This is a genomic window from Nostoc sp. DedSLP03 (genome assembly GCF_034530815.1).
Taxonomy (GTDB): Bacteria; Cyanobacteriota; Cyanobacteriia; order Cyanobacteriales; family Nostocaceae; genus Nostoc.
Genome location: NZ_JAVRCK010000031.1, coordinates 1 through 21,498 on the forward strand (window position 1 = coordinate 1; position 21,498 = coordinate 21,498).

Sequence of the window (21,498 nt, forward strand, 5' to 3'; positions counted from 1 at the left end):
ATAAACATTGCATAGTACTTATGCTGGATTCATCCCTCTATTATGCAACGCCTAAATTTAGAGGCTTTAAACCCGTTCCGCAGAGGTTAAAAATGTATTTTCTGCCTTCTATCTTTCTTCGCTCAATTCCAAATTATCAAAAATTACGAATTACGAATTACGAATTACAAATTAGTATGAAGCGGATTGTTTTTTGTGACTTTGATGGCACTATTACAGTTGATGAAACCTTTGTCGCGGTTCTCAAAAAGTTTGCACCAGTACTTTCTGCAAAACTACTGCCTGAAATGTATGCAAAAAGGCTGACACTGCGAGAAGGAGTCAAGGAAATTCTGCAATCAATTCCATCTGCAAGTTATCCAGAAATTCTGGAATTTACTAAACCTCAATTGATACGTCCTGGGTTTATAGAATTTTTGGATTTTCTGGAGTTTCAAGGAGTTTCATTAATAGTAATTTCTGGGGGACTACGGGGAATGGTAGAGGTTGTTTTGGATAGGATAGTGCATAGAATAGAGAAAGTTTATGCTGTAGATGTCGATATTAGCAGTGCTTATTTAAAAGTAAATTCTGAATACGAAGGAGATACGGAACTGATCGCTAAGGTGCAAGTTATGGATCGGTACCCAGCCGATGAAAAGATCGCGATTGGTGACTCCATTACCGACTTAAATATGGGATTGCAAGCTTCTGTTGTCTTTGCACGCTCTCCTTTAGCAGAATATTTAGATGAACACCAAAAACCCTATATTCCTTGGAATGATTTTTTCCAAATCCGCGATTATTTAGCAAAATCATGGAGTTAAACCCAACATTACCAGATCCTCGTTTGCAACTAATTGCCACTGCTCGGTATTTTTACCAACAAGGTTGGATGATAGGAACTGCCGGCAACCTCTCGGCTCGATTAGCTGATGGTAGTTTTTGGATTACAGCTAGTGGTAAATCTAAGGGTGAGTTATTACTCAACGATTTTGTTCTGATTGCTCCAGATGGCAAAATAGAAGCATCAGCCACCCAGGTGATACCTTCAGCTGAAACAGCTATTCATCAATTAGTTTACCGCCTGTTTCCAAAATCACTTGTTTGTTATCATATACATTCTATTGAGAGCAATTTGGTTTCTCGTTTGGTTGAAGGTGATAGTTTACTTTTACCACCCCTAGAAATGCTCAAAGGTTTGGGAGTTTGGCAAGAAAATTCCTGTTGTATAGTGCCAATTTTTGTTAATCATTTCCAAGTTGCCCAGATTGCTGATGATATTAAACAACGCTTTGTCGCCACTCCACCGCAAATATCCGCATTCATAATTCGGGATCATGGTTTGACAGTTTGGGCTTGTTCTCTTGAAGCTGCTCGTAATTATATTGAGTTGTTAGACTATATCTTTCGCTACATGGTTGCTGCCATTCGGTTAGGCATAAATATCTAAAATCCTACTTGATGGCAAAGTTAGACGGGTCTTGATCTCGTCGATGCTTAATGGGAATGGGGGCTGGCTGCCCATCACCCGCAAGGGCTGCGGTTTTTTCCAGGGATTCCCTCAATCGCTTGGCTGCGTAGATAGACATATCTCGTGGTACATTAATGCGATCGCGCAAATATCGCAGAGCAACATCAGATCCCGATGGAGGTACACAGTCTTCCCCTGTCATCATGTGTGTTAAAGCACAACGTAGCGCGCGATCGAACAATTTATCATCTAAGGGGTTGACTCGGATAATATTGATCCGGTGGTCGATTATTCGTTTAAGAGCTTCCATACGGGAGTTTTCCGGCTCTGGATAAGTAACATCTGGTAGTCCAAACCAGGGGCCGTTATCCACCCGCGCTTTATTGAGAAGCATCTGGGTTTCGCCGTTTTCCCAACAGCCTCCCATCTGGGGCGGTAAATCATGTGCATGGGTGTGAAAGTCGCTCTGGGTACCGCAGTAGGTCGGTCGGCTTTCCATTGCGGCAAACCATGCACTCAAACGAGGGTTTTCCTCCCGCAGTGAGTAGCCTTTGTAGTAGTAAAGGCTGGCATTCATCCGTTCGAGATATGGCGTAAAAATAACATCGACGATGCCGAAGCTATCTAGAAAGTAAGGGCTTGGGGTGCTACCCAGAGCCGACTCTACCCTAGCCACCACTCCGATAAATTGTTCTCGGTTGCGTTGTTCTTGTTGAGACGAACCTGCTTTAGAGCATAGCCAAACGCACCAGGCTCTAAATAAAAGTCGTTCTAATTGCCGTAGAGGAAGCACCCTATGGTCTTCCATCCCTTGGTTCAATGGAGCAAATACCTTTTCCAAAGCGATCAAAATGTCATCGCTTTCCTTAATAATCCGTCCATCTAGCTCGATCGCGGGGAGCATTCCTGATGGTACCTTACGTTTGTACCAACTTTCTTTCTCCCCATAGCAGAACATTGTCACTTTTTCGATGCGGTAGGGGATCTGTTTTTCCTCTAGCCATAACCAAACTTTTTGACAGTAAGGACACCAAGCGTGGTTATCGCGGTACAGCGTTACCCGCACATCAGATTCCGGCTGACCAAACAAGCGCAACCTGGCTCTAGCATTAGTGAGACCATTAACGGTATCTATTTGATAGTCCGTGAGGGTTTCTAGTTCTTCCCAGCTTAAGGGTGCGGTAGTCATAGGGGGAGTTGCGTAGGGCAATACTTAGGACAATTCTATACTCTACAATATTTTCAATTACACCAAGGCTGAATTTAACTGATAGGTTCGCCCATCAATTCTTTCCACTTCTTTAAGAAAAAGTTGAAGTGACGATACCACGCTCAAAGGTTTTGGCAATTTGGCATAACTTATCTCTGAATTGCCGTTTAAATGAGATATCAACAGAACACACGCAAATCGCCAGTTGTTGACCCAAGGCTGTAGACGAACTCAGCAGCCCCCCCACAGCGCTCGGTCATCGCTTCACTACAACTGGCTAGTAATGTACTAGAAAATACATAGTAAATGTGCAATGGCGATGCCTGCGATCGCAAACTACGCTCTTTTCCTAGTTAAATTTGGCTGAATTTTTGAGAATAAAGTCCATCAGACACTTTTTTGAGTTCTGGTTCAACTACTGTCAAATGTTGCTCCAAAATTGCCAAATTCCGAATGTTGGATTTATAGAAAGCATCGAACAAATCACCGACTAAAGGCACAGTACCAACGACTGTTTCCAAACCTACATTAAAAATCATTTTGGCTAAGTCTTGACGCGGGATGCCAAACCGAGTAGCTAAAAATATAATGTAAGCTGAAAACGCTGTACTGATTAAATCACCGGCACCTGGAACTAGACCAATGATTGGGTCTATGCCAATGCGAAAACCTGTTAAAGGGATACGTATTGATGTATCCATCAGACGGCTAAGTTTGCGGATGCGATTTAAAGTTGCAAGGCGTTTGGCAGCGTCCATAATTGACCATATTTACACTACTTTTAAATTGCACCATTTTTAGTTCTTTGTCTTGTACCGTTAGAAATAACAAGTATGAATAAAAATCCTGAATACTGCCTAAAAAAGCAGATAGATGGATGATATAGTTTGTTGCGATGCCTGCGGTGGGAAACTACGCTCTATTATTTCTTATGACCAAAACTCTTGTATCGTATAGTTGGGTGTGTCTTATTCCACTAGTTTTTTCTTTACTGCGCATGGATGCAAGTACGACAAAAGCGATCGCTCAAAAAATAAAGTTGAGCGATCGCACTGTCCGAAACTACTGGATTAGACTGCAAGATATTTTGGGTGTCTATATCGAACCTAATAATTCTTCAATTAATGATTGAATTTTCAAGGCACGTTGGGGATTGATTGCTAATCCATAATTCACCTCCATTATTGTTAAGCAGGAAATAAAAATATTACTGGGAGTAGTAGACTTTAATAGCTTGAGAGTATTTTCTTCTCCCTCTTTCCTTACTAGCTTTTGTTTCTTTGGTTTGAGAATTACTGAAAATGAGACAGACACTCTAGCCAGACTAATAAAATTGAGGATTGTGAATAATATGGCGCAAAATCGCAGATTCCGGTGCAGTATATTGTGTAACAGGACGAAGCTGCACCCGGTAGGGGTGGCAAAGTACCATACAAGGAGTAATTAATGAATACACTGTCGTCATGCGATGTGCGCTGGGATGTTCTTAAGGTTTTATACTCGCGCCTGCAAAGGCTCACCCCAGGAACTAAAGAGGCAGAGATTACTGAACACGCACTCTCCCTAGCTTTAAATTACAAACGCCAGTCAAAAAATGTTAAGTTCTTTCTCTACAAAGACGTTTTGAATAACGCAAAATATAGCATTCTGCGAACTCAGGCGCGACGTAGCGCTCTTTACCAGAAGCTAACTGCATACTCAGTGTATGGAGTAGGTAATTACGAAACACCAGAAGCCATCTGCATTGCATACGAGCTTGAATTCAGTATCCGGAAAGCTGTTAAGCAACTTGATCCAAAAATACTTCGCTGCCTAGATGGGATGCTTGTTGATGAAAGTATTGCCGAAACTGCCGTAGCATGTGGTATTTCGCGCCGGAGCGTAGAGCGGGCACGGCACAAGATACGCGAGATTTCGCAATCTATTCTTTTTGAACAGAAGGCAGGATGATGGCAGCGCATGTCACGTTTTTAACAACAAGCTTTGGGCGGTTTGCGTTCAGATTTGTTCCTGAAGTGGTGCATGCCATCATTCCTAGTGAGGTGATTGGAACCTATCTTCTCATCAGTAATGGAACACCTGTTTATATCGGGCGCTCAGATCATTGTGTCCAAAGTCGGCTCTCAAAACACCCTCTGCTGGGATGTGCGTCGCACTTTGTTTGGGAACCCTGTCGAAGTTCGCTTCGCGCGTTTTACCTTGAAGCTTTCTGGTTTCATCAGCTCAGAATTCATTTTATCTGCTGAATACCATTCACCCTGCTCGATTATTAGGTTTCGACCATCCCTGCCCCTTCTGCAATACCAAAGATATTGATACCTTGCGGTTTGCTCTGTATTAGGAAGGTCTTTTGGTGCTAACTAGATGAAGAATCAATTGATGACGTTCAATACTCTGGCGCATAGACAATGCACTACAGACTAGGAATATACAAAGAAAAAAGGAAAATCTCATGGTAATAAAAAAAACGAATACTCCTGACATCAAACAACGGATTCCAGTAGTTCTTACTGGTCATGCACTTAAGTCGCTTCGTGACTCTGGTTATAGCCTTGCAGCAGCATTAGGAGAGGTAATTGATAACAGTCTGGAAGCAAATGCAAACAATATCCTGCTACGCCTAGATGAAACAGAGAATAGGTATGGTAAAAAACATATCAACCGAATTGTTATAGTTGATGATGGATTCGGTATGGGTATAGACATTCTGCCCTACTACTTGCAAATCGGTTTCTCCACAAGGTATATGCAGAAGGACACCATTGGAAAGTATGGTGTCGGAGCGAAATTGGCGGCACTGAACTACGGATGTCGAATTGATGTGTGGAGTCGTACACAACAGGAAGAGCCTTGGCAGCATGTTTATTTCGATCTAGATGATGCTATTGAACAGGAAAAGAAAGGGGAAGTTGTAGGTATTGAGATGCCGGATCTAAAACCTCTTCCTGAAGATGTGGTCTCACTGCTGCCTCAAAGTTCTGGAACTGTGGTGATTTGGTCGAAGGTTGATCGTCTTGAAGAAGGGCGACGAGCACCAGATGCTCAAGCACTGCGAATCGAAGTTGAAAAAGAACTATCTCGGATGTTTCGTTATTTTCTTCACGGTGGGATTAAGATTTCTGTAAATGAAACAAAGCTCATTCCTTACGACCCCTTGTTTTTGATGGAAGGAAGTTGGGCAGATAAGGTACTAACAAAACATTACTCTCGTATCAGCAAGCCTAGTGAGCAAGACAATCAAGAAAATTTCCAATCGAGTCGCAAAACGCATTTCCCTGCCTTCATAGTTGTTAATCAAGAGCGGATTGAAATTGGAGGATCACTTGCAGAACTCACTGTAACGGTTTATCCCAAAGAGGTAGCGCGAGAACCCGGTAGTGGCGGAGACGAACTTGCTAAAAAGCTTAGGGTGCCAGAGAACGAAGGTTGTATCAGCTTTGTGCGCCTAGATCGTGAGATTAATTACACAAATGTAGCTAGAATATTTCCACGAGGTGTACAGCCAGAAGACCGCTTTCTCGGCATTGAGGTAGCCTTTAAGCCTGACCTTGATGATTACTTTGGTGTTCGGAATGTAAAGCGGGGTGTAGAACCGCATGATGAACTTCGAGCTAAAATTTTTACTCTTCTAAAAAAGTATGTTCGTGAGGCTCGAGCAATACTTGATGAAATACGGGGCGAGTTTGTCAGGGAGAATCAAACACACCAAGGTGAACATATTCCTATTGTTAAAGCTACAAAGAAAGCAAATCGTACTCTTCCCAAAAGCCGTGCTAAGGGGCCTGGAGATCAGATTGAGCAAGAGCGTATAAAACGTGATTTGGCAAAAGACGTAATTGGAGATGACAAGAAAGCCCAGGAAGAATACTTGGAGTCCATTAAGGATCTACCTTTTGTGATTGAGTCAGTAGACTTTCCTGGTAACACCTTCATCGATATCCAGCATCTAAACGGTCAAGTTGTTATCCGACTCAACACTCGACATCGCTTCTATCGAGAAATGTGGGAACCTATTCGCTCCATTGCTGAACGGTCACCAGGAGGTGTATCCAGTGATGAAGCTATTAGAACTGCAAAAAGGACGATTGAAGCTTTAACCCTTTTGATAATTGCATACGGTAAGGCTGAGTCGATGGATGAAAATCCGCGCGAACGCTATGGAGACCTGCGGATATACTGGGGTCAGTTCACAGAATCTTTGATGGGTAAGGTGAAAGACATCATTTAAACTTATTCACCTTACTCTTGAATCTCGAATGTTGCTGTTCTGGATTTAGAGTATCGAGTTTTGAAGGTAGGCGATCGCCTTTTACTCTCCATCATTCACCTTTGGATCTCGGACGTTGCTGTTCATAGCTTCAATTTTCGTGTTCCGATCTCAAACTTCCATGTTCTGAGGTTGAAACTTCGAGTTCGGAACTCGGAACGCCGAGCAATTTACTCCAACATCCGAGTTCTGAACCTCAACATTGCACCTCAGAAGTGCAATTGCCGAGCTATTTTCTACAATGCTGCGGCTTGAGGCTTGGATTTCCGAGATTTACGGGCGAACCTTTGCCCCATTTCCTCAACTACCCCATCTAAACCAGCGCCTTGTCCACTAGCTTTGGCATAGTTATATACCTGCAACGCGGCTGCATAAGCTTCACTACCCACTGCTATAGATGTATCGTCTAGCAACTCTTGTAATTGCGACAAAGACAGCAGTACTGGATACAAAGCTTCAAATAATTGTACGTCTTTCCGCATCTCATTAAGGTCAAACGATCGCGGTAAAAACTCTGGGTTCTGTGTCGCCACCTCCAATGCTTTACTGACAAAAGCGCGGCTTTTATCTCCCATTTTGGGTAAAGCTTTCCGCTCCTCGTTACTTAAATCAATCAAAAATGGTAATTTGTCTTTAATGGTGGCGTAGACGCGAAGCGGCTTGTCGTAGACATCGCTTGCAACACAGCATCTCTATCTGATTGCGCTAGTGTTGCACTAATTGGGGCTGTGGACATAGAAATTAGTCTCCAGTATGTTGCTTAATTTTAGAGTGCCCACATATACAAACTAAATTTCAATAACACCAATAAAAATTCCAAGGACAAAAGGTGAGCGTTGTCAAAGTGCGGGTTACGCCTAAGCTTTTCACTCACCATAATTTACCCTTGGATCTCGGCTGTTGCAGTTGTAAACATAAAGTTCCGAGTTTTGAGCATGAACTTCCAAATTCTAAAGGAGAAAACGGAAATTCTGAGCCTAAATGGAGAAAATAATAAGTCTCTTTTTCGTATTCTCCTTTCCTTACTTACTGCCTTGATAGCCGTTTGCAATTGACTTTAATACAGACCTTCTTAGAGGCACAGCAATACTGTCTTTTTACCCACTGACTTTACTCCAAACATATTTTTGGCAGGTTTCACAAGCAGCTTTTGCTTCCTCTGTTTGCGGATTGGTGAAGACGGGATGGTAACGTAACCTGTCACAACAGACTTGCAACCATGCACGCCAGTCACCGCGCCACAACCGCACAGTGCCATCTTCACCACCGCTAACAATCGTCTGCCCATCGGCGCTAATGGCGACAGAATAAATCCAACCCTCATGACCGCGTAAAGGTTCAGCCAAGGGAAGACCTTGCAAGTTCCACAACCGCACAGTGCCATCATCACCGCCACTAACAATCGTTTGCCCATCGGCGCTAATGGCAACAGAATAAACCCAACCTTTATGACCGCGCAAAGGTTCAGCCAAGGGAAGACCTTGCAGATTCCACAACCGCACAGCGCCATCAGTACCGCCACTAACAATCGTCTGTCCATCAGCGCTAATGGCAACAGAATTGACAAAACCCTGATGACCGTGCAAAGGTTCAGCTAAGGCAAGACCCTGACGATTCCACAACCGCACAGTGCCGTCATCACCGCCACTAACAATCGTCTGCCCATCGGCACTGATGGCGACAGAATTGACATAACCCTGATGACCATACAAAGGTTCAGCTAAGGCAAGACCTTGCAGGTTCCACAAACGCACTGTACCGTCACTACCACCGCTGACAATCGTCTGACCATCGGTACTGATAGCGACAGAATAGACCCAACCCTGATGACCGCGCAAAGGTTCAATTAAGGCAAGACCTTGGTGATTCCACAACTGCACCGTACCGTCAGTACCGCCACTGATAATTGTCTGACCATCGGTGCTAATGGCGACAGAATAAACCCAACCCTTATGACCGCGCAAAGGTTTCGCTGAGGGAAGACCTTGGTGGTTCCAAAACCGCACCGTGCCGTCAGTACTACCACTAACAATTATTTGACGATGAGTGCTGATAGCGACAGACCTAACATTGCCTTCATGGCCGCGCAAAGGTTCAGTAAAGGGAAGACCTTGGCGATTCCACAACCGCACAGTGCCGCCATCACTGCCACTGACAATCGTCTGCCCATCGGTGCTGATGGCCACAGACCTCACATTACCATCATGACCGTGCAAAGGTTCAGCTAAGGAAAGACCTTGGCGATTCCACAACCGCACCGTACCATCAGCACCGCCACTGACAATCGTCTGTCCATTGGCGCTAATGGCTACAGACCTGACATTACCCTCATGACCATACAAAGGTTCAGCCAAGAGAAGACCTTGGGAATTCCACAACCGCACCATACCGTCGGCACCACCACTAGCAATCGTCTGCCCATCGGCACTGATGGCGACAGAAGAGACATCATTTTTATCCCCACGCAATGGTTTAGCTAAGGGAAGACCTTGGCGGTTACACAACCGCACAGTACCGTCAGCACCGCCACTGACAATCGTCTGTCCATCGGCACTGATGGCAACAGAAGAGACATTACCCCGATGACCGCGCAAAGGTTCAGCTAAGAGAAGACCTTGGTAATTCCACAACCGCACAGTACCGTCAGCACCGCCACTGACAAGCGTCTGCCCATCGGCACTAATAGCCACAGAAGAGACATTACCCTGATGACCGCGCAAAGGTTCAGCTAAGGCAAGACCTTGGTAATTCCACAACCGCACAGTACCGTCAGCACCGCCACTGACAATCGTCTGCCCATCGGCACTAATAGCCACAGAAGAGACATTACCCTGATGACCGCGCAAAGGTTCAGCTAAGGCAAGACCTTGGTAATTCCACAACCGCACAGTACCGTCAGCACCGCCACTGACAATCGTCTGCCCATCGGCACTAATAGCCACAGAAGAGACATTACCCTGATGACCGCGCAAAGGTTCAGCTAAGGCAAGACCTTGGTAATTCCACAACCGCACCATACCGTCAGCACTGCCACTGACAATCGTCTGCCCATCGGCGCTAATAGCCACAGAAGAGACATTACCTTCATGACCACAGAAGGGAATCGAGACTCTTGCTTTATTCACTACCCGATTCAAACTGTTCTGAACTGATGCAAGAATCTGCTGGGGTAGTTTCTCTTGATTCTCCCCCATAGCTTGAATTGCCAAAACTAGACTATCCAGGGGTTGTAAGGGCAATAAATCGTCTACTCTAGCCGCTTTTTCTCGCAACTGGGATTCAGTAAGCGCCCTTTCCATCTCCGCAATCAGGTCTTTGTCATCGGCATTGCTACGCTGGTAAAAATCCTCATCTTGTTGGGGTGATTGCAAATCGGGCTGCAATTGTTGCCAGCTATCTCTCACTTGGGCCAGCAATCCCTTTTGGATAAAATATTTGTCATCCGGCGTTTCGTTCAACCATTCCCGTCGGGTATTTTCTAATGTCTCGTTCAACGGTCGCAAGTCTCGGTCTTGTTGTCGCCACTGGGCAAACTGCTGCCAACTTTCAATTAAAGCTTCATGGGCTAAATCAATCCAGACTTCTCCTTTTTCATCTTTTTCAGAAATTAATAAGCGTCCCTTAACCAATCCTGTTTCACCATCTAGCAACTCACTAAGTTGTTGCCATTGATTGGCATCATCACCTGCAATATTTAATAATGTGGCTTTTGGTTGGCGCTGTCGGGTATCCTTTTCTCCCTCTCCCGTTCCCACTAACCACAGAAAAATCTGCTTAATCCATTCCTTTTCTTGCTGACTGCGTTCTTGAGTTGGATATTCTTTCTGATAATCTTGGTAGTGATAAACATTTTCTGCATGGAGATTTAACACCGCAGTTAATCCTCCCAAGTTCTCATACTCTTCTTGGGTAAGTTGATATTTCTTTTGCTCGCGTTTCTCCCAGAGTTTAGTTAAGGCAAACTCTAACAATGGCAAACTCCCTGGTTCCTGTTGAGGATTTTGGAGAATTTTTAATGCTCCTGCTTCTTCAACACTATGAACCTGAAGCTGGGCAGGTTTGGCGATTGTCTCCTTGAAATCAACTCCAGTTAAAGGCGGTATCACAACTACTGGGGTTTGAATCAGGTGAGTTAGAGAAGGATTATCTAAACAGGATTGAAGAAAATCACCTCGCATAGTAATTACAACTGCTAACCGCGAATCATGAATTTCTACTACCCCAGTTAGTAGTTCAATAAATCTCTGCCGTTCTTCCTTATCTATACAAACTGTAAATACTTTCTCAAACTCATCTACCACCAGCAAAAATTTTTCTGTGTTAACCACAGCCTCTGCATCACCAATAGGTTTAGTCAGACTGCCGAAACTGTTGTCATTCTGAGCAATTTCAACCACAAGGGCGTATTGTGTCATCTTGTTTTGTTAAAACTATTGAGAAAATTACCTCTGTGCTTTAAAATACCCAAATTAACGAGCTATTTACCCACTAGAGTTAAAAACTCTAATTTAAAATTCAAGTAGCAGTTAAGTAACACGCTGTAAAAACACAATATTAAAGTCTTAGTGACTGGGATAAGCTCTATACCTTGTAGTTCAGTAGTAATTACGGGAGCGATGTCTAAGGGCGGGCTACGGCAGACCCTTGGATCTCAAACTTCCAAGTTCTGAGTATGAAGTTTTGAGTTCAAAGAGTAAGTGTTTGCTTTTTATTCACCATGATTCACACTTTAATCTTGGATATTGCTGTTCTGAGTTTGAAGTACCGAGTTCCCAAGGTAAGCGATCCTCCTTCACTTAACATAATTAAGGAAGTTATACCCTCGCCATTTGTAAAATTAAAACAATAATTGTTACAAAAATTGGAAATTTTCTAAGTAAAAACACTGTACTATTACAAACAGGATTTTTGAAAACAAGTATAATAAATAACTTAGAAGTCTGATGTAGTAATGCCACTTCTACTTTGCTAAGTATACTGATAACTAAAACTCTATCTGACAAACTTTCAATCAATTTGACTTTTCAAAAATCAAATAGGATTACTATAAAAAAATTAAGCACATCCTGAGATTTAGAAAGGTTACTTACATGGTAAAAGTGGAGTCGTTAAAGTTTAGCATTCAAGAAATTAGCCCAGATTCCGAGTATCTGGAAACTATAATGCGTTTAGGAGATGCCAATTCAAAAACTCTTGGAGCATTACCTTATGGAGCTTTCCGTAGACTTGCTGGCGAAGGTTTTGTTCTCGGCTGTATAGCTTCAGAAGTAGGTTGTGTTGGGTATCTCCTTTACGGAATTAGTCGTCGTTGTTCTAGAGTAAAACTCACACATCTTTGTGTAGCTCAAGAGTGGCGAGGTAAAGGAATTACAAAATTACTTATCCAAGATTTAAGGAAAAGAACTCAGCATCTATACGGTATTCTTGCATCCTGTCGTCGAGACTATCAGCTAGATAGAATGTGGGCGTATCTTGGCTTTGTTCCTCTCCATGAAAGGCCAGGAAAAAGTAAGTATGGCAGCATTCTCACTGAATGGTGGTTTGATTATGGTCATTCTGATTTATTAACTACTCTTGCTTATCAAAAAACTGAATCTAGAATTTGTGTGGCAATAGATGCAAATATTTTCTTTGATTTAGTAGATGATGAGAATTTTGATGAAGAAGGCAAAGAATCTAAAGTTTTAATTGCCGATTGGTTAAAATCAGAACTGGAATTATGCCTTACTAATGAAATTAATAATGAAATAAGTAGGAATGAAGATAGTAAAAAACGGAAAAAATTACGTGAATTAACCAGTAAATTTACTTTTCTTCCTTGTAGTCAAGAGGAATTTGATCAAGCCTGTAAGGCTATACGTAGATTTTTTCCAGAAAATATGAAAGATAGCGATCATTCAGACCTTCGGCAAATTGCAAGAGTTATAAGTTCCAGTATAAAAACTTCTTTTTTTGTAACACGTGATAAACGATTACTAGGAATTGAAACAGAGATATATAAAGAATTTAATTTATTAATTATTCATCCTATTGATTTAATTATTAGGCTCGATGAACTCCGTAGAGAAACCGAATATCAGCCTGAACGTTTAGTTGGAACTGATATAGAAGAAAAGCGTATACACAGTGGAGATATAGATTCTATAATTGACTTATTTTTAGACAATCCTCAAGGTGAGAAAAAATCTGATTTTAGAAAAAAGATTCGCCAATTACTTTCAAATACAGAACAATTTAAATGCTTTACAGTTGGTCGTAAATATGAAAAACCAATAGCTTTAATAGTTTACGATAGATCAGAAAATGGCGAGTTAAAAATTCCTGTTTTTCGCTTCAGAGATAGTAAGCTTACGCCTACTGTGTTACGTCGTTGTATCTTCAAGTGTTTTTCTACCGCTGCTAGTGAAGAAAGACAATTTACTAGAATAAATGAAACATACTTGGAAGATATAACTATTGCTGCACTTCAGGAAGATAGTTTTATAAAAACTGAAAAGGGATGGTTAAGGGCTAACTTAGCTATAATGCAGAATGCAGCAGATATTTCTTCATATATTTCTAATATATGTCAAGAATCAGGTAAAGGCTATGAAAAATATTTTCCATTTGTAAAAATTTTAGCAAATCAAGAATTACTTAGTAAAACAGAGCTTATGGCAGATATTGAGCGGATACTTTATCCTGCTAAAATTGCTGATGCTGAAATTCCCACCTTCATTATTCCCATTCAATCATGGTTCGCTAAAGATTTGTTTGATAAAGAATTGGCGAGTGAAGTTTTATGGGGATCTAAAGAAGAAATAGCTCTTAAACGCGAAGTAGTTTACTACTGTGCAAAACGTGCAATGCAAGCCCCAGGTAGAATTTTATGGTATGTAAGTAAATCTGGTACTGGAAAAAATAGTTCTTATACTCTAAAAGCTATTCGAGCTTGTTCACGACTTGACGAAATTGTAATTGGGAAACCTAAAGACTTATATAGACGCTTCAGAAGACTTGGAGTATTTAATTTCAAAGATATTTTACAAATAGCTGACAATGATCTAAATAAAGATATTATGGCTGTCAAGTTTAGTGATACGGAGTTATTTAAAAGCCCAATAATTTTGGAAGATATTAAAAAGATGTTAGGACGCAATATTTCAGTACAATCATCTTCCAAAATAACGGTAGAAAACTTTAAAATATTATATAATATAGGAACTTCAAATACTATAGAATAATGAGTTTAATGTCTCCAAATATACTTCTTTTATCTATCCACCACAAGTATGCAAGAATGATATTTGGTGGTGATAAGCAAGTTGAGTTTCGTCGTGTCAGACCTCGCTATTTAAATGAGGGTGATCTGATCCTCGTTTATGCGACATCTCCTGAACAGGCATTAGTTGGAGTGCTTGAAGTAGAAAAAGTTGTTGAAATGCCGCCGAAAAAACTTTGGGAAATTGTTAAAGATAAGGCTGGAATTAGCTATGAATGCTTTCAAAAATACTACGAAAACTCTCAAATAGGTTTTGCTATTTTCTTTAAAAAACCATTCAGTTTTGATTCACCGATTAAGCTTGAACAATTAAGAGAAGAATGGTCAGATTTTCGACCGCCACAATGTTATCATTACTTAAAAGACAAAGAAATAAATCTTGTTCAATCTATAGCAAAATGTGATATTTTGAGCCGTTCAGAAAAACTTAAAGTTTATCAAACTGAATTATTACCTCAAAGCTAAATACTTAAATATAATATTAATATTTTAATCACTAATTTGATTTGATGTTATGTATATTTTCTTCCTGGGCTGCTAGCTACAAACAACTTGAGAAAAATCTCACATCGCGCTAGTCTTCATTCACGTAACTGCACGCTGTAACATTAGGCGATGACAAATCAACTCTCTTTGAAAATTCCCTCTTGCACTTGGAGCCGTCCCATCGGCTTAGGCTGGGATAAACCTTATACAGTCCGCTATGCAAGTAATATTGATGATGGCCCTTGGCATGGTATGCCTTTAGGCGGCTTTGGTGCAGGTTGCATCGGTCGTTCTTCACGGGGAGATTTTAACTTGTGGCACATCGACGGCGGCGAGCATACCTTCAAAAACGTTCCCGCTTGTCAGTTCAGTGTGTTTGAATCCAATAGCACATCTTCCCAAGCCTACGCTTTATCTACCCAAGCGCCCGATGATGGTACTCTCAAAGGGTGGCAATGGTATCCGACAACTCCCAACACAGAGGGGACAGGCAATTATCACGCGCTATATCCACGTAGCTGGTTTGTATATGAAAATGTATTTCAAGCACAGTTGACTTGTGAGCAATTTTCCCCTGTCTGGGCAGGCAATTACCAAGAAACTAGCTACCCTGTGGCAACATTCCTCTGGAATGCCCACAACCCGACAGATACAGCGATTACTCTCAGCATTATGCTCACTTGGCAAAATGTGGTCGGCTGGTTTACAAATGCTCTAAAATCCCCCGAAGTGCGGGTGCGCGATGATGGTAGTCCGGTTTACGAATACCAGCCGCGCTGGGGCGAAAGTCAAGGAAATTACAACCAAATAGTTGAAAATACACAAAAGTTTGGCTGTGTTTTAGGTCGGGTTGGTAATAATGAACCTTTGCAAGAAGGTGACGGAACTTGGTGTATTGCGACGCTGAAACATCCCCAAGTGGAAGTATTTCATCATAGCCGCTGGAATCCTGAAGGTACGGGTGATGAGGTATGGCAAAGTTTTGCTAAAGATGGCTCTTTGCCCAATTATGTTGATACGACTCCAGCAACAGAGAATACACAATTAGGGTCTGCGATCGCAATCCGTTTCACTCTCCAACCAGGCGAAACTCTGGAAATTCCTTTTGTTGTCGCTTGGGATTTGCCAATCACAGAATTTGCGGCTGGAGTCAACTACTACCGCAGATATACAGATTTTTTTGGTAAAAATGGCAACAACGCTTGGGCGATCGCATCCACTGCATTACAAGAATACCAAACCTGGCGATCGCAAATTCAAAGTTGGCAAAAACCGATTCTCGATCGGGAAGATTTACCCAACTGGTTTAAAATGGCTCTATTTAATGAGCTTTACGACCTCACCAGCGGCGGTACTCTCTGGAGTGCTGCATCAGAACTTGACCCCATCGGTCAGTTTGCGGTGCTGGAGTGCTTAGATTACCGTTGGTATGAAAGTCTAGATGTACGGTTGTATGGCTCTTTTGCACTGCTGATGCTGTTTCCAGAATTAGAAAAGTCGGTAATTCGGGCATTTGCACGGGCGATTCCTCAAGGTGATGATACTCCCCGAATCATTGGCTATTACATGACAATTAAGGCCGAAAGCCCGATTGCAGTTCGCAAAGTTGCCGGTGCAACACCCCACGATTTAGGCGCACCGAACGAACACGTTTGGGAGAAAACCAACTACACCAGCTATCAAGACTGTAATTTATGGAAAGATTTAGGTAGTGATTTTGTTTTGCAAGTATACCGTGATTTTTTACTCACGGGTGCTGACGATGTAGAATTCTTAGCAGATTGCTGGAATGCGATCGTTCAAACCCTCGACTACCTGAAAACTTTTGACCTCGACGGCGATGGGATTCCGGAAAATTCTGGCGCACCCGACCAAACTTTTGATGATTGGCGATTACAAGGTGTTAGCGCCTATTGTGGTGGGTTGTGGTTGGCGGCGTTAGAAGCTGCGATCGCCATCAGCGATATTTTATTAACTTACCAGATAAGTAACACAACAGAGTTGGCAGCGCAAAAATCCACTTATGAAACTTGGTTACAACAATCTCTTCCTATTTACCAAGAAAAACTCTGGAATGGGGAATATTACCGACTAGATAGTAAAAGTGGTTCCGATGTGGTAATGGCAGATCAATTGTGCGGACAATTCTACGCCCGTCTGCTGGATTTACCTGATATTGTACCAAGCGATCGCGCCCTTTCTGCCCTGAAAACAGTTTATGACGCTTGCTTTTTGAAATTCTGTAATGGTGAATTTGGTGCTGCTAATGGTGTTCGTCGTGATGGTTCACCAGAAAATCCCCAAGCTACTCATCCCTTAGAAGTTTGGACGGGGATAAACTTTGGACTGGCGGCTTTTCTCGTGCAGATGAAAATGAAAGATGAAGCGTTGAGGTTGACGCAAGCTGTGGTGCAGCAAATTTATGAAAATGGTCTGCAATTTCGCACGCCAGAAGCTATCACCGCAACTGGTACTTTCCGCGCTAGCACTTACCTGCGGCCAATGGCGATTTGGGGGATTTACTTAGTGATTAATTGATTGACTATCAAAGCGGTTCTCGTTTTGATACAACACACGTAGATGTCATTGGTGTCAACTTAAGCTGAAATCTTCTGACTGTATAAGTTTTGTCCTAACCCTCAGCCCCTCGCTCATATTGGGAAAGCAAGGTGGTTTCATACAACGAGAGAAAAACTAAAAATGGGTTTCAAAGCCTCTCTCCGCTTGCCTAACGGCAGGCTGACGCCAACGGGGAGAGGTTTGGAGAGGGGTCAAAATCTATCGTTACACATGAAAAATCAAGACTTATATATTTTTCTTTTTTCGTATGAAACCACCCTGTTCGCTCATATTGGCAAAGAGAGGAGCGAATTCTCTACTTTCCCTTCTTCCAATATGGGAGAAGGGGTTTTTTTGCAAGAGGCGGGAAAAGGGACTGATGTTTTTTATTGTTCCTTTCCCCTTTTCCCCTTACCCTTTTCCCTACAAATGCCAAGAAGTCTAGGGGATGAGGGCATAAAACCCTTACTCTTATTAGATTTGCGATTTTATTTTCCGAGTGTTTCCGGAAGCGAAGGAAAATTTCAGTAATGGTAAGAGTTGAAGCATTGAGAATTATAAAACTAATGTTTCAAAAAATGCAAATATTACTAGCTTTAGCTATAAATGTTGCTGATAGTTCCTAGACTACGTTCACAATCAAAAGCTAGGTTATGACGTGCCTATTGCTTTACTCAACAGCAAAGTTCATCGGATTGTGGCACTTTGTGTTTGGCAATGATTAGCCAACACTGGTGCATACGCTTAAACCCCTACAGCTTGCGTAACTTAACGCCAGTAAATTTCACAGGTGCATTTCACCAGCCTTTAGTAGAAGCAGCCCAAACTTGGAGGATGTGAAGCGTTATCAGTGAGGACTAGTTTTAAGTAAGCTGGACTCATACTATAACCCCTAGATAGCTCATTGTCAAGTAATTCATTGTGTAGTTGTCTGGAGAGATAAAGGCGATCGCATATTGATTTTTGATCTTGTACGCCATTTAGCCCAATTTTTACTACATTTGTAATCTCAATTTTTTAAATCTGCTATAGGACTCGCATTTAATTTTTGCAAAAACTTCCCTGTTCCCTGTTCTCTGCCTACGCAAATAATTTCTCGGAATCAAAACGGATTTCTATAGATATTCAGACATTAGAGAAATCACTGCTAAATCAACTTCATAATATTCTTTCTTAATTAGCTTTATCTCTCTTATCCAATTCTCTAATATTGTACAAAATTAGACTACTGATATTTGAAAAAAAGTATTTGTTTGCGGATATTTTTATTAACTCCGCTAACGAACATTAGAACTATCTATATATATTATTAGTCAAAACTTATATTTGAAGTCTGGGCTATTTTAAGATGACTATCCAAGCACGATCAAATATCCAAGCTCAGTTTACGGCAATTTTCCTTATATCCGCTAAAGCTGTAGCTTTTACAAACCAATCAAGACCAGGTTAATAAGTATTATTGTCCAACTGAACTTATTGAAATAATAAGCTCAATTCTATGGCTGGCAATGGTTTTACAACCGATTTATTAATATTTTTATCGAGTTGTTTTACATTCTAGTTAATGGTACTATTTTCTAGTTACTCGATAATAATAAAGGTTTTAAAATGATATCGGGTGAGGGGTAACACCCCTCAAAAATTAGCCAAAGGGGACAAAACTAAAAGCTGCACAATCCACAAGTAAGTATCTGAATACATTCAGTAAATTTAACCTATAAATAGACTAAATTAGCAGATGACACGAACGACAAAAAATAGTATATATACGAATGGTGCTAGTACCGCTCAAAGATAAATATATTTTTTCTGTTAGTCTAAAAAAATATGCAAACTTCCCGGAAATTGCCTAATTCAACAGTAGTAAGAAATATAAGCGTGTGAACCAAGAAAATTCATTTACTGATGGATTTTTATCTTTTGTAAACATCTCACACCGCTCTATTGCTAATAATTTGCCACAAGCAATTCAACCTTTTCAAAAAGGCTAGTGCAGTCTGTACGCCTCAATTGAAACACCGACAATCGCAAAAAAAGAAAATAGTTTACTTCATCCAGGATAACTAGAACTATGATGAATCAAGACATTGCTGGTATTAGTAGTAACTTAGATAAGACAGTGAAAGCTCAACAATTTGACAAAGTAGTTGAAGCAATTCTTGCCGGAAAGTATTCCTGGGCATGTGTTTTAATGCTGCGATTTGGTGGTTATAATCCTCTCCATTACATTCCATATCGCACCTACAATCGATTGCTCAAAGAAAATTCTCAAGCCGATAGGACAAAACAACAGCAAACTGAAAATCTAAAAATGCTGAAACCCACTCATGATTCTCGGTTTGAGAATAATGTGTCATCAAGCTGCTTAAGCAAAATTAAAGACCTAGCTTATCTAGAAGTAGTTAGAAAGCAAAAAGCATGAATCAATTCAAAATTCACGCATTAAATACAGCCACCCACAATATGAGTGGGGTTTCCACCGACCGAGTGAGACAAGGATTTTTTCATCCACGAGGGCGAGCTTTTAAACCTAACTTTTTTTATAAATCCTTGGTGGGAGTTTAAGCCAGAGATTGACACAGCAAATTAACGAACATCAATCGAGCAAATCGCCATTAAAACCAGAAAATGTTCAAGACGTTTCCTTGAAATCCTGTGGATTCAATTAAAAAGTATTTGGAATCAATAGATTCTGCTCTAAAGTTGATTGATTATCTGAAAGCCTGCGATGCTAATTTAAATTTTATAGCATAGCAGGTTTTCTATCGCAGTCATTAATTTCATTAATTTAGCAAAAATCTGCCAAAATGGCAAATATATACTAATGATATTGGTAAACTAATAACAACTACAACTTCAACCAAAATAGAGGTGATTTGGCAAGCAAGTTAATTTAAAAAATAAAATCAACGATTAGTTCTAACTATGAAATAAATCAAACTGATTACAAAAGTAGTCAGCATTTCATGGAGTAAATAACTCCTAGACCAAGACCAATAATTCAACTGTTACTACTGGTGGTTCTTTTTCTGAGGAAGTCTGAGCAAAGAGAATTTGGGGAGGTGGATTCCCCCAAGCCAAATTTTACACAGCTTTCACTGACTGCAGACGGTGCGAGTAATGCCGATCAAACTTTCTATCCTGTGGTTGATGTTGCTTTAGTTAAATATTGCAAACGCTTAACATCAATTCCAGGAACGGAAATAGAAAAGTGACGGTGAAATTGTTGTCCTTGGCTGGTAGAACTAGTAGCTCATACGCTTCTCTTTCAACTATTGTAATCCTAGTCCTCCCAACCGGGATTATCTTTGGTTTCTAAACTTTCAATTTATATAACACTACTGGAAGCTCAAAACTTGAATAGCTTTCAGTTTTTTATCTGTATATAAAAAGAAATAAGGTAGGCAAATTGCCCACCTTATTTTTTGTGGATAATAGATATCTGGTGAAATTAATCTCAAACTCTTATAGAGACGTAGTACCGCTACGTCTCTACAATTCCTTTTCACTTCCATGTTTAATAATTGGTTAATTCAAAAAGGAATTAAACCTTAGCTAATTCGGGAGTAGGACTCTTGCTGTTGCGAATTGCTGTAATAGCCTCAGCATAATCTTTAGCATTAAACACAGCTGAACCGGCGACGATCGCATTGGCTCCCGCTTCTAAAACTTGCCAGGTATTATTTGCCTTCAGTCCTCCATCCACTTCAATCCAGGGGTCAAGACCGCGTTCATCACACATTTGGCGTAGCTTGCGGATTTTGGGTAACACACCAGGGATAAAGCTTTGACCACCAAAACCAGGGTTGACGCTCATAATTAGTACTAAATCGCACAAATCTAGAACGTATTCAATTAGCTCTAGAGGGCTACCAGGATTAAGTACAACTCCAGCTTTCTTACCAAGCTCTTTAATTTGCCCCAAGGTGCGGTGCAGATGTGGAGAAGCATTATGTTCGCAGTGTACGGAGATAATATCAGCACCCGCCTTAGCAAATCCTTCTACATACTTTTCTGGCTCCACAATCATCAAATGGACATCCAGGGGCTTGGTCGTAACCGGACGAATCGCCTCCACAATCAGAGGGCCTATCGTAATATTAGGTACAAAACGACCGTCCATTACATCAACATGAATCCAATCTGCTCCGGCTGCGTCTACGGCGCGAATTTCGTCGCCCAGACGGCTAAAATCGGCTGATAGGATAGATGGAGAAATTACAATGGGCTTTTGAGATAGGTTTTGGGTCATGGCTAGTGGG

Annotated in this window: 14 protein-coding genes and 1 pseudogene; 10 read left to right on the top strand and 5 right to left on the bottom strand. The window is 41.3% G+C overall.

All coding sequences use genetic code 11. The features are described from left to right. Window positions 1-176 precede the first annotated feature (176 nt). Window positions 177-806, top strand: coding sequence for an HAD-IB family phosphatase (locus tag RM368_RS16490; RefSeq protein WP_322695107.1), 630 nt, complete (start codon window positions 177-179; stop codon window positions 804-806). Beyond that, window positions 797-1,432, top strand: a complete 636-nt coding sequence (gene mtnB, locus RM368_RS16495; protein ID WP_322695052.1) for a methylthioribulose 1-phosphate dehydratase — start codon at window positions 797-799, stop codon at window positions 1,430-1,432. The genes RM368_RS16490 and mtnB overlap by 10 nt, the downstream gene beginning before the upstream one ends. 4 nt (window positions 1,433-1,436) lie before the next feature. On the opposite strand, the gene RM368_RS16500 is transcribed toward mtnB, so the two are convergent. Together RM368_RS16500 and RM368_RS16505 are read right to left on the bottom strand one after the other, a co-directional pair. After that, on the bottom strand, window positions 1,437-2,642 hold the full coding sequence (locus RM368_RS16500; RefSeq protein WP_322695053.1) for a glutathione S-transferase family protein: 1,206 nt from the start codon (window positions 2,640-2,642) through the stop codon (window positions 1,437-1,439). A gap of 374 nt (window positions 2,643-3,016) precedes the next feature. Continuing rightward, the gene (locus tag RM368_RS16505; RefSeq protein ID WP_322695054.1) at window positions 3,017-3,421 is read right to left on the bottom strand and encodes a DUF4112 domain-containing protein; all 405 of its coding nucleotides are present in this window, start codon (window positions 3,419-3,421) and stop codon (window positions 3,017-3,019) included. A 239-nt stretch (window positions 3,422-3,660) separates the two neighbouring features. On the opposite strand from RM368_RS16505, the gene RM368_RS16510 reads away from it, so the two are divergent. The 3 genes from RM368_RS16510 to RM368_RS16520 all read left to right on the top strand — a co-directional run bounded on the left by RM368_RS16510 (window position 3,661) and on the right by RM368_RS16520 (window position 6,891). Then, on the top strand, window positions 3,661-3,795 hold the full coding sequence (locus RM368_RS16510; RefSeq protein ID WP_322695055.1) for a hypothetical protein: 135 nt from the start codon (window positions 3,661-3,663) through the stop codon (window positions 3,793-3,795). Window positions 3,796-4,109: 314 nt separating this feature from the next. Beyond that, window positions 4,110-4,613 carry a hypothetical protein gene (locus tag RM368_RS16515; RefSeq protein ID WP_322695056.1) on the top strand — a complete coding sequence of 168 codons (504 nt, stop codon included), beginning with the start codon at window positions 4,110-4,112 and terminating at the stop codon, window positions 4,611-4,613. A gap of 502 nt (window positions 4,614-5,115) precedes the next feature. Continuing rightward, entirely contained in the window at window positions 5,116-6,891 is a 1,776-nt protein-coding gene (locus RM368_RS16520) for an ATP-binding protein (protein WP_322695057.1), read from the top strand. A gap of 275 nt (window positions 6,892-7,166) precedes the next feature. Here RM368_RS16520 and RM368_RS16525 read toward each other — a convergent pair. After that, window positions 7,167-7,666 (bottom strand): annotated as a pseudogene (locus RM368_RS16525) (hypothetical protein). 361 nt (window positions 7,667-8,027) lie between these two features. Further along, on the bottom strand, window positions 8,028-11,345 hold the full coding sequence (locus RM368_RS16530; protein WP_322695058.1) for a WD40 repeat domain-containing protein: 3,318 nt from the start codon (window positions 11,343-11,345) through the stop codon (window positions 8,028-8,030). A 675-nt stretch (window positions 11,346-12,020) separates the two neighbouring features. Here RM368_RS16530 and RM368_RS16535 point away from each other — a divergent pair. The 5 genes from RM368_RS16535 (at window position 12,021) to RM368_RS16555 (ending at window position 19,658) form a co-directional block, all read left to right on the top strand. Further along, complete coding sequence (locus RM368_RS16535) at window positions 12,021-14,153, top strand: N-acetyltransferase (RefSeq protein ID WP_322695059.1); 2,133 nt, start codon at window positions 12,021-12,023, stop codon at window positions 14,151-14,153. An 8-nt stretch (window positions 14,154-14,161) separates the two neighbouring features. Continuing rightward, entirely contained in the window at window positions 14,162-14,656 is a 495-nt protein-coding gene (locus RM368_RS16540) for an ASCH domain-containing protein (RefSeq protein WP_322695060.1), read from the top strand. A 150-nt stretch (window positions 14,657-14,806) separates the two neighbouring features. Continuing rightward, window positions 14,807-17,215 carry a GH116 family glycosyl hydrolase gene (locus RM368_RS16545; RefSeq protein WP_322695061.1) on the top strand — a complete coding sequence of 803 codons (2,409 nt, stop codon included), beginning with the start codon at window positions 14,807-14,809 and terminating at the stop codon, window positions 17,213-17,215. Window positions 17,216-17,953: 738 nt separating this feature from the next. Continuing rightward, a complete protein-coding gene (locus RM368_RS16550) occupies window positions 17,954-18,076 on the top strand; it encodes a hypothetical protein (RefSeq protein ID WP_322695062.1) in 123 nt (40 codons plus the stop codon). 1,234 nt (window positions 18,077-19,310) lie between these two features. Next, window positions 19,311-19,658 (top strand): HetP family heterocyst commitment protein, encoded by a 348-nt coding sequence (locus RM368_RS16555; protein WP_322695108.1) that lies wholly within the window; start codon window positions 19,311-19,313, stop codon window positions 19,656-19,658. Window positions 19,659-20,780: 1,122 nt separating this feature from the next. Here RM368_RS16555 and rpe read toward each other — a convergent pair. After that, window positions 20,781-21,488 (bottom strand): ribulose-phosphate 3-epimerase, encoded by a 708-nt coding sequence (gene rpe / locus RM368_RS16560; protein ID WP_322684187.1) that lies wholly within the window; start codon window positions 21,486-21,488, stop codon window positions 20,781-20,783. Between the last annotated feature and the right edge of the window lie 10 nt (window positions 21,489-21,498).